This is a genomic window from Streptomyces sp. P5F9, from assembly GCF_057961495.1.
The window spans coordinates 1-9,651 of the sequence record NZ_JBXVPZ010000382.1 but is presented as its reverse complement, the minus strand read 5'-3'; the positions used below and the strand labels follow the sequence as shown (position 1 = coordinate 9,651).

General features: G+C 68.9%; 8 protein-coding genes and 1 pseudogene. 1 reads left to right on the top strand and 8 read right to left on the bottom strand.

The window, feature by feature from the left end; all coding sequences use genetic code 11:
- Positions 1–89: 89 nt before the first annotated feature.
- From AC31A1_RS39275 to AC31A1_RS39260, 4 genes are all read right to left on the bottom strand, one after another.
- A complete protein-coding gene (locus AC31A1_RS39275; protein ID WP_489657864.1) occupies positions 90–785 on the bottom strand; it encodes a demethylmenaquinone methyltransferase in 696 nt (231 codons plus the stop codon).
- A 70-nt stretch (positions 786–855) separates the two neighbouring features.
- Positions 856–2,265 carry an acyltransferase family protein gene (locus tag AC31A1_RS39270; protein ID WP_489657863.1) on the bottom strand — a complete coding sequence of 470 codons (1,410 nt, stop codon included), beginning with the start codon at positions 2,263–2,265 and terminating at the stop codon, positions 856–858.
- A complete protein-coding gene (locus AC31A1_RS39265; RefSeq protein ID WP_489657862.1) occupies positions 2,265–4,664 on the bottom strand; it encodes a bifunctional polysaccharide deacetylase/glycosyltransferase family 2 protein in 2,400 nt (799 codons plus the stop codon). Before AC31A1_RS39265 ends, AC31A1_RS39270 begins: the two co-directional genes overlap by 1 nt.
- 19 nt (positions 4,665–4,683) lie before the next feature.
- The gene (locus AC31A1_RS39260) at positions 4,684–4,992 is read right to left on the bottom strand and encodes a hypothetical protein (RefSeq protein WP_489657861.1); all 309 of its coding nucleotides are present in this window, start codon (positions 4,990–4,992) and stop codon (positions 4,684–4,686) included.
- Positions 4,993–5,394: 402 nt separating this feature from the next.
- On the opposite strand from AC31A1_RS39260, the gene AC31A1_RS39255 reads away from it, so the two are divergent.
- On the top strand, positions 5,395–6,444 hold the full coding sequence (locus AC31A1_RS39255; RefSeq protein WP_489657860.1) for a chitinase: 1,050 nt from the start codon (positions 5,395–5,397) through the stop codon (positions 6,442–6,444).
- 172 nt (positions 6,445–6,616) lie between these two features.
- Here the strand turns inward: AC31A1_RS39255 and AC31A1_RS39250 are convergent, their stop codons facing one another.
- From AC31A1_RS39250 to AC31A1_RS39235, 4 genes and pseudogenes are all read right to left on the bottom strand, one after another.
- On the bottom strand, positions 6,617–7,030 hold the full coding sequence (locus tag AC31A1_RS39250; RefSeq protein WP_489657859.1) for an imidazolonepropionase-like domain-containing protein: 414 nt from the start codon (positions 7,028–7,030) through the stop codon (positions 6,617–6,619).
- A gap of 7 nt (positions 7,031–7,037) precedes the next feature.
- Entirely contained in the window at positions 7,038–8,237 is a 1,200-nt protein-coding gene (gene mqnC / locus AC31A1_RS39245) for a cyclic dehypoxanthinyl futalosine synthase (RefSeq protein WP_489657858.1), read from the bottom strand.
- Positions 8,238–8,326: 89 nt separating this feature from the next.
- Positions 8,327–8,914, bottom strand: coding sequence for a hypothetical protein (locus AC31A1_RS39240; protein WP_489657857.1), 588 nt, complete (start codon positions 8,912–8,914; stop codon positions 8,327–8,329).
- Positions 8,915–8,921: 7 nt separating this feature from the next.
- Positions 8,922–9,651: pseudogene (locus AC31A1_RS39235) on the bottom strand (serine/threonine protein kinase); the annotation flags it as partial.

The window sequence follows — 9,651 nt, the reverse complement described above, 5'->3', positions numbered from 1 at the left end:
CGGTCTACACCGAGTACCTGATGCGCGCGCTGCCGCCGGTCGCCCGCGAAACGCTGCCCAGGCCCCCGCAGCCGAAGCCGAAGCCGCACTCAGGCCTTCTTGAAGCCCCGGTGCAGGGCCACGATCCCGCCGCTCAGGTTGCGATAGGCGACCTTCGACCAGCCGGCCTTGCGCAGCCGTTCGGCCAGTGCGAGTTGGTCGGGCCAGGCACGGATGGACTCGGCGAGGTAGACGTACGCGTCCGGGTTCGAGGAGACGGCGCGGGCGACCGGCGGCAGCGCGCGCATCAGGTACTCGGTGTAGACCGTGCGGAAGGGCGCCCAGGTCGGGTGCGAGAACTCGCAGATCACCATCCGGCCGCCGGGCTTGGTCACCCGGTACAGCTCGCGCAGCGCGGTGTCCGTGTCCTGCACGTTGCGCAGCCCGAAGGAGATGGTCACGGCGTCGAACGTGTCGTCCTTGAACGGCAGCCTGGTCGCGTCGCCGGCCGTGAGCGGCAGCCAGGGGTGACGCTTCTTGCCGACCTGGAGCATGCCGACGGAGAAGTCGCAGGGCACGACGTAGGCGCCGCTGCGTGCGAAGGGGAGGGACGAGGTCGCCGTACCGGCGGCGAGGTCCAGGATCTTCTGCGCGGGGCGGGCGTCGACCGCCTTCGTGACCTCCTTGCGCCATCGGCGGTCCTGGCCGAGCGACAGCACGTCGTTGGTCAGGTCGTACCGTTCCGCCACGTCGTCGAACATCGAGGCGACTTCGTGCGGCTGCTTGTCCAGGGATGCGCGGGTCACGGGCCCATTGTGGCAGTACGGGCCGGGCATCCCGAAGGCGCCCGGCCCGCACTCACCCACCCACACATGCTCATGACGGCAGGAGTCTCGGTTTCTTCTTCGCCGCCACGTCCTCCACCCAGCCGCAGAGCACGATGAAGACGGCGATGAGGATCCAGCCGATGCCGAACATGAACCACTGGCTCCCCAGCGGCAGCCACTTCTCGAAGGCGGGCACCTTCCAGAACTGGTCGGTCAGCGGCACCGCGAGCACCAGCGCGATCTCGTGCCAGAGATAGATCGTCACGGCCCGCGCGTTGAAGATCGTGACGATCCGGTCGAGCCGCTTGAACCGGGTCAGCCAGGCGAAGTCGATGTTGAAGTAGGCCTTGGCCCACATCAGCAGCATGACGTAGCCGGCCGACCAGTAGGTCTGGGCGAGCGGGCTCTCGTCCAGGTCGTAGGTGCCGCCGGCCTCGGCCTGGTGCGTGAAGGCGTACCAGCCGCCGAAGGCGATCGCGGCGAGCGACAGCGTGACCACCAGGAAGGGCTTCAGCTTCTGGAGCACACCGTCGCGGTGGGCGAAGCCGAGGATCCAGCAGAAGAGGTACGTCGACAGGTCCCAGAGCGCGTTGCCGAAGCGGTTGTCCGGCCCCGCCCACACGAACTTCAGGATCACGATCGGCACAAGCGTCAGCAGCAGCACCGGGATCGGCGCCTTGCGGAAGATCCACAGCAGAACCGGCGACAGCATCACGAACCACAGATACGTCCGCAGGTACCAGAGGATCTCCCAGGCCTGCATGCCCCAGGCGTTGCCCGGCGGATCACCGACGGGCACGATCCAGAAGACGATCTGCCAGCCCGGCATCCAGTCGTGGATCATCATCGCGACGAGCACGAAGAAACCCCAGAACCAGAACGGCGGCAGCAGCCTCCGCATCCGGCTCTTGACCACCTTGAACGCCGGCCGCTCCAGCGACTTCGCCATCAGCGTCCCGGCCAGCCCGAACATGATCCCCATCGAGGGGAACACCATCCCGCACCAGGCCCACCCGAAGGTGTGATAGGTCACGACCCGGATCAGCGCGACGGCCCGCAGGGTGTCGAAGTACCGGTCCCGGCCCGCCGGTTCGGGCGCGGGCTTCTCGGCAGGCTTCTCGGCAGACTCCTCGACGACGTCCGCCGCCACCGGCTCCGGATCGGCCTCCGGTTCCACCGCGGGCAGCGTCACCGTCTCACCCACGACGGCCGCTCCCGCGCCCTGACCGTGGTCCGCCCCCGCGTACTGCTGCGGATACGGCGGCTGTTGCTGTTGTTGGGGATACGGCTGCTGCTGTTGGGGATACGGCTGCTGCTGATACGGGTACGGCGACTGGGGCTGGGGCTGGCCGTACGGCTGAGGCTGCCCGTACCCGTCGTAGCCGTACGGGTGTTGGGGCTGCTGGGGCTGTTGCGGCTGGCCGTAGCCGCCGTAGCCCTGCTGCTGTTCCCAGGTCATCAGCTCGCCCCCGCCGGTGTGCCGACCTCGCCGGTGCGCTTGAGTTTCTGCCAGCGCAGCCGGCCGCCGGTCAGGGCTGTGATGCTGGAGTGGATGAGGACGAGGTACATCATCTGGCGGTAGGCGAGCTGCTGGAGCGGCATCATCAGCAGGTAGCGGTACTTCTCCCGGTCCAGCCTGAACGCGTAGGCCGCGCAGACGAGTTGGATGCCGAGCACCGCGAACCACATCGCCAGGGACGCCCAGAAGTCCACGAAGATCATCGAATAGACGGTGAAGACGTCGATCAGCGGGGCGAAGACCGGCGTGATGATCTGGAAGATCACCACCAGGGGCATCCCGACCCGGCCGAAGCGGCCCGAAGGGCCCTTGTCCGTAAGGGACTTGCGGTGCTTCCACAGGGCCTGCATGGTTCCGTAGGACCAGCGGTAGCGCTGCGACCACAGCTGCTTGAGGGAAGCCGGGGCCTCGGTCCATGCCCTGGCGTGCTCCTGGTACACGACCCGCCAGCCCTCGCGGTGCATGGCGATGGTGATGTCGGTGTCCTCGGCCAGCGTGTCCTCGCTCATGCCGCCGACCTGGAGCACCGCGTCGCGGCGGAACGCGCCGATCGCGCCCGGGATGGTGGGCATGCAGCGCAGCAGGTCGTACATGCGGCGGTCGAGGTTGAAGCCCATCACGTACTCGATGTGCTGCCAGGCGCCGATCACCGTGTTGCGGTTGCCGACCTTGGCGTTGCCCGCGACCGCGCCGACCTCGGGATCGGCGAAGGGCTGCACCAACTGCCGTACGGTGTCGGGCTCGAAGACGGTGTCGCCGTCCATCATCACGACGATGTCGTAACTCGCGCTGCGCACACCATTGTTGAGGGCGGCGGGCTTGCCCGCGTTCTCCTGGCGGATGACCCGGACGTTCGTCATGCCGAAGGACCGTGCCGCCTCGCGGGCGATCTCGGAGGTGCCGTCCGAGGAGCCGTCGTCGACGACGATGACCTCGATCGGGTGGGTGCTCTTCGCCAGCGACTCAAGGGTGTTGGCGATGCACTCCTTCTCGTTGTACGCCGGGACGATGACGGTCACCGGGCGGGTGACGGTGGGTCCCCAGCTGAACCTGCGTTTGTTGCGCTGTCTGTAATGGCGCCGGGCGAGGATCAGCATCATCCCGAAGCGGCTCATGACGGCGATGCCGACGACGGAGAGTCCGGCCGCGAGTCCCGGCACCACCCACTCCGCGACGGTGACGGCGTAGATGAGCGCCTTGCCCTCGTAGAGGGTCATGCCGGTGGCTTCGCGGTGGGCGCCCTGGAGGACCGAGGTCCGCCCGGTGCCGGTGCCACCCGCTCCCCCGGCTCCACCCGCGGCCGAACCGACCGTCGTCTGGCCGGTACCGGGTGCCCCGGAAGGCTGCGCCCCGGCGGTGGGCGCCGCGGAGGGCTGCCCGCCGGCCACGACCGTACCGCTGCTCGTCCCGGCGGCGGTGCCCGCGGCCGCACCGGTCCCGCTCGCCCGCTCGGCGGCGTTGTTCTTGGCGATGGCGCCGCTCACGGTCGTGAACGTGTAGCCCTTCGCCTTCATCTTCTCGATGTACGTGGGCAGCGCCTTCATGGTCTGCGAGCGCACGCCACCGGCGTCGTGGAACAGCACCGAGGAACCCGAAGTCCCGGACGGCGTCGCCCACTTGATGATCTTCGAGACGCCGGGCTGCTTCCAGTCGTCGCTGTCGGTGTCGACGAAGACGCTGGTGTAGCCGGACGCGCCGAGCTTCTTGTAGACGGGGTAGCTGTAGTTGTCGATCGCGTCCGTCTCCGAGGAGTACGGCGCGCGGAAGAGCGTGGTGGTGATGCCGGCCGCGCCGGCGAGCGCGAGCTGGGTCTGCTCCATCTCGCGCTTGATGCGGGCGTCGCTCTGGTAGGAGAGGTCGACGTGGGTGAACGTGTGGATGCCGACCTCCTCGCCCTGCTCGACCATCTGCTTCACGATGTCGGGGTAGCGCGAGACCATCGAGCCCACCAGGAAGAACGTGCCCGGCACGTCGTACTTCTTGAGGATCTTCAGGACCGTGGGCGTGTAGGTGGGGTTCGGGCCGTCGTCGAAGGTGAGGACGATGGTCTTCTTCGGGATGGTCTGGGTGACGGGCTTGCCGTTGCGGAAGGTCAGGATCGGGCCGCCGTTGAGCACCTTGTCGGGGACCTTGCTGGCGCTCGCGCCGTCCCGGACGCGTTCGTCGCCGCCGACTTCCGCGCGCAGGTAGCCGTCGAGCAGCATCACGCAGGTGAGGCCGAGGAGAAGCAGCAGGGCGAGAATCACCCGGGGGCGCTGGAGCGCGGCGGCCTTGCCGGCCGCGCGTTCCATCCGGGTGGGGGCGCGTCGGCGCCCGCGCGAAGGAGTCGTCGTAGTCATGAGTGCGGTGGTGCTCCGGTCACTGTGCGGTGGCTGAGGACGACGGGGCCGCACCCGTGGGGGCGCCCGAGGGGATGTCGGTCGGGGCGCCGGTCGGAACACCGGAGGGCGCTACGCCGCCTCTGCCGCCGTTGGGGCCGTAGCCGCCGCCGGGAGCGGAACCGGCCTGGCCGCCGCCGAAGGGCAGCAGCGAGGAGGGGTTGAGCGAGATGCCCCAGCCCATGAACGCCATGCCGAGTACGAACGCGTACCCGAGGCAGACGGTGCCCATGAGGAGGCCGATCCGGCGCAGCACCTTTGACCGGCGGCCGGAGTTGTCAACGAACACGGGGCCTTCTGCGGACCCGTTGCCGGCTTTGCGGCGGCGACCCCGCACAGAGGCGGGGTTTTCGATGGCGGACTCGGATTGCATTCCCCAGACATTAGGCCGCCTTTATGTGACCAAAACTCTGGTTCTCTTGTGAGCCCGCCAAGAAAAAAGGCGGAACCTGTGCCTTCTCTTAGAGAACCCAGGAAAAGCCTTATGAGCGACCGGTGTCAGTAGTGTCCCCAATTTTCCGCTTCGCCGCCCGGCTTGACCGTTTCGTACGCCGGTACTCGTGGGTACCCTATGTTCTTTCTGTCTTCGCGAGACACAGCCCCATGTGCTTCATTTAGCCTTCGGAAACCGACTCTGTTTCCATCCTGAGACAGAAATCACCGTCCCGCGACGTAAAGGGTGCATGCTCATATGAGGAGTTTCCTGAAACCGGCGGCCGGGCTCACCTGCTTGTTTGCCCTCGCGGTCACCGGATGCTCCTCCAGCTCCGGCGACTCGTCGGACTCGTCCCCAGGAGGGACGGAGAGCGCTACGTCCACACCGTCGTCGACGCCTTCGCCGTCCGCCTCGTCGGGCTCGTCGTCGGCCACGGCCTACGCCCCGTACGTCAGCGCGACGACGGCCGCGGGCATGGACGGCAAGGGGTCGCCGTCGACGTACAACCTGTCCTTCGCCATCGCCAAGGGCAGCACCTGCACGCCGGAGTGGAACGGTACGACCGCGATCGACAACTCGGCGGTGAAGTCCAGGATTTCGGCGCTGAAGACCTCCGGTGCCACGGTTCGGGTCTCCTTCGGCGGGGCGTCCGGCAAGGAGCTGGCGGAGACCTGCACCAGCGCGACGGCGCTCGCGAAGGCGTACGGCGAGGCGCTGGACGCGGCCGGCTCCGCCCAGGCCGACTTCGACATCGAGGGCGACGCGCTCACCGACTCCGCGTCGGTCGCCCTGCGTTCCAAGGCGATAGCCCTGCTCCAGAAGGAGCGCACCGACCTCAAGGTCTCCTTCACCCTGCCCGTGATGCCGTCCGGCCTCGACTCCGACAGCCTGGCGCTGCTGGAGTCCGCCAACGACAACGCGGTCGAGGTCTCCACGGTGAACGTCATGACGATGAACTACGGCGAGTCGTACACCGATGACATGGGCGACTACGCGATCACGTCGGCGACGGCCACGCACACCCAGCTGAAGAAGGTGTTCGGGTTGTCGGACGCGGGGGCCTGGCAGGGGATGGCGCTCACGTCGATGATCGGGGTGAACGATGTCTCCGGGGAGACGTTCTCGCTCTCGGATGCGGCGCAGGTGCGGACGTTCGCCGAGTCGAAGAAGATCGCGTGGGTGTCGATGTGGTCGACGTTCCGGGATCAGCAGTGTGAGAGCGGGAGTTCGGACGACGACGCTGCTACGGACTGCAGCGGGGTGACGCAATCTGCGGGGGCGTTCGGGGAAGCGTTTGCCGGGTGACTGGTTGTTCGCCGACTGACGGCCGGTTGTGGCTGGTCGCGCCCGCGCGGCGGAGCCGCACATGTCACAGCCCCGCGCCCCTGAAAGAAGGGGTGTTGGACTGCGCGGCGCTGGTCGCGCCCGCGCGGCGGAGCCGCACATGTCACAGCCCCGCGCCCCTAAAAGACGTGCCTCAGCGGAGTCTGTGAAGTAGCCGGCCCGCACACACCGTTGCGATGCAGGTGCCGGCCTTGTCGAATACGGCCAGGTCGGCACGGTCACCATGGACAACAGCCGTAGGACGTGGGCCGGCGAGGATCTCTACCCCGTTCCGATCCGCCGCCGCTCGGAGTTCGAGCGAATCCACATGTTCCGCCAGGACAGCCGTAGCACCTGTCTTCAATACGGCGTGGATCCGCTCGCGTGGGCTCGGGGCGTCCGGGAGTGGGCCCTCGTGGACGCGCGCGGGACCCAGCACACCGGGCCAACTCCGCACCCTCGCACCCGGAAACCGCTCCTGGACCTCCGCCAGCGTCCCCACACCCGCGACCCGGGCACCCTCGACGGCGACGGCATCGCCCTCGTCCGCCGTGTGAATCGTCAGCACAGCGGCCCTAGTTGGCGGACAGGAGCTTCAACTCCGGGTGGGCCGTGCCGCCTTCGATGGCCGTGGAGGAGATGTGGGACATCACGCGCTCGTCGACCGGGTCGTTCGCCGGGTCGTCGTGGACGACGATGTGCTCGTAGGTCGTCGTCCGCTGGGCGGGGACGCGGCCCGCCTTGCGGATGAGGTCGATGATCTCCATGCGGTTGGAGCGGTGCTTGGCGCCGGCCGAGGAGACGACGTTCTCCTCCAGCATGATCGAGCCGAGGTCGTCCGCGCCGTAGTGCAGGGAGAGTTGGCCGACCTCCTTGCCGGTCGTCAGCCAACTGCCCTGGATGTGGGCGACGTTGTCCATGAAGAGGCGGGCGATGGCGATCATGCGCAGGTACTCGAAGAGCGTGGCCTGCGTGCGGCCCTTCAGGTGGTTGTTCTCGGGCTGGTAGGTGTACGGGATGAAGGCCCGGAAGCCGCCCGTACGGTCCTGTACGTCACGGATCATCCGCAGGTGCTCGATGCGCTCGGCGTTGGTCTCGCCGGTGCCCATGAGCATCGTCGACGTGGACTCGACGCCCAGGTTGTGCGCCGCCTCCATGATCTCCAGCCAGCGCTCGCCGGATTCCTTGAGGGGCGCGATGGCCTTGCGGGGGCGGGCGGGGAGCAGCTCCGCGCCCGCGCCCGCGAAGGAGTCGAGGCCGGCCGCGTGGATGCGGGTGATGGCCTCCTCGACCGGCACCCCGCTGATCCGGGCCATGTGCTCGACCTCGGACGCGCCGAGGGAGTGGATGACCAGCTGGGGGTACGCGCCCTTGATCGCGGCGAAGTGCTTCTCGTAGTACTCGACGCCGAAGTCCGGGTGGTGTCCGCCCTGGAACATGATCTGCGTGCCGCCGAGTTCGACGGTCTCCGCGCACCGGCGCAGGATGTCGTCCAGGTCCCGCGTCCAGCCCTTCGCGGTGTCCTTGGGCGCGGCGTAGAACGCGCAGAACTTGCACGCCGTGACGCACACGTTCGTGTAGTTGATGTTCCGCTCGATGATGTACGTCGCGATGTGCTCCGTACCCGCGTACCGACGCTTGCGTACGGCGTCGGCGGCGGCGCCGAGCGCGTGCAGCGGGGCGTCGCGGTAGAGGTCGAGCGCCTCTTCGGGGGTGATGCGCCCGCCCTCGGCGGCACGGTCGAGGACGGACTGAAGCTCGGCCTTCTCGGTCACCGGGAGGTCCCTTTCGTCAAGGGTTGCGGACAGGCAGGTGGTGCTGACGGACCTTGCCAGCCTACGCCAGCGGTTTTCCCGCCCGGACCTCAGGCCGTGTACGCGCCGACCAGCAGCCCGAGGAAAGCACCGGCGAGCAGAAACGGCCCAAAGGGGACGACGATCCCCCGGCCGTCCCGCCGTCTCCAGGCCGCGAAACCGCCGTAGACCGCCCTGATCAGGAACCCCGCGAACGCGCCCACCATCACCGTCGGCCACCCGTACCACCCGAGCACGACCCCCGCCCCGACCGCGAGCCTCACCTCACCGGGGCCCAGACCACCGCCGCCGGAGTCGACACGGCTCAGCGCGAAGTACCCACCGCCGAGCGCGAGGGCGCCGAGCAGCGCGGTCGTCCAGTGCCCGGCGTGCTCGGGCACGAGGGTGACGACACCGAGGAGGGCGAGGGCGGCACCCGCGAGGGGAAGCGCCGCCCTGGGCACCGCCACCGCGAGGGGCGCGAGCAGCAGCCAGACCGCCAGCTCGGGCCGCGTACCGGTGGCGGCGGCGAGGGCGACACACATCAGCACGACAAGGAGAGCGGTACCGGCACCGCGCCGGCCGACCCGCGCCACCACCGCCCCCGCACCCGCGCCCCACACCCCCGCGAGGGCGATCAGCAGCTGGTCGTAGTCCACCGGACGGCTACTTGACCTTGGACAGCCGCGCGGTCGGGGAACCCTCGGCGGAGCTGTCCGACAGGTACTTGAGGTCGTCGCCGACGGGCGTGAGGGTGACCGTGTGGGCGGCCTGGTTGCAGACGTCGCGGTTCGACGTCGCGCCCGCGGCCGAGGCGACGAGCCGGGTCTTCGTCACCTGCTTCAGGGTCAGTACGTCGTCGCAGACGCCGCCGAGCTGGTCGGTCTGGCGGAGGATGCCCAGCCGCTGCCCGACGCCCACCTTGGCGACCGTGATCCGGAAGGTCCCGTCGGGGAGCGTGCCGCCGAGGGCGGTGCCCTCGCCCTGCCAGGTGCCGAGGTAGGCGTCGGGGATGGACTTGAGCGAGGAGCCGTCGCCCGCGCTCGGCGCGCTGGTCGCCGTGGCGGAGGAGGTCGGGATCGTACCCGCCGAGGATTCCTTGCCCTTGTCGTCCGGCTGCAGCCAGTACAGCCACACCGGCACCAGCGTCACCACCGCCAGCGCCGCGGCGACGGAGAGCACCACCGCACAACCGACCCTGCGCCCACGCCCGTTGGCACCCGGAGCCGCCGTGGCGGCGACGGAGACGGAGACCTTCCCGGGGCGATGACCGGAGGCCGGCGGCACGGTGTCGTACGGGGCCGCGTCGCGCGGCTCGGGCACGAACCCGGCTGACCCCACAGGCGACTTGGGCATCACCGGCGCCGGCCCGAACGCACCCGCCCCACCACCCCCC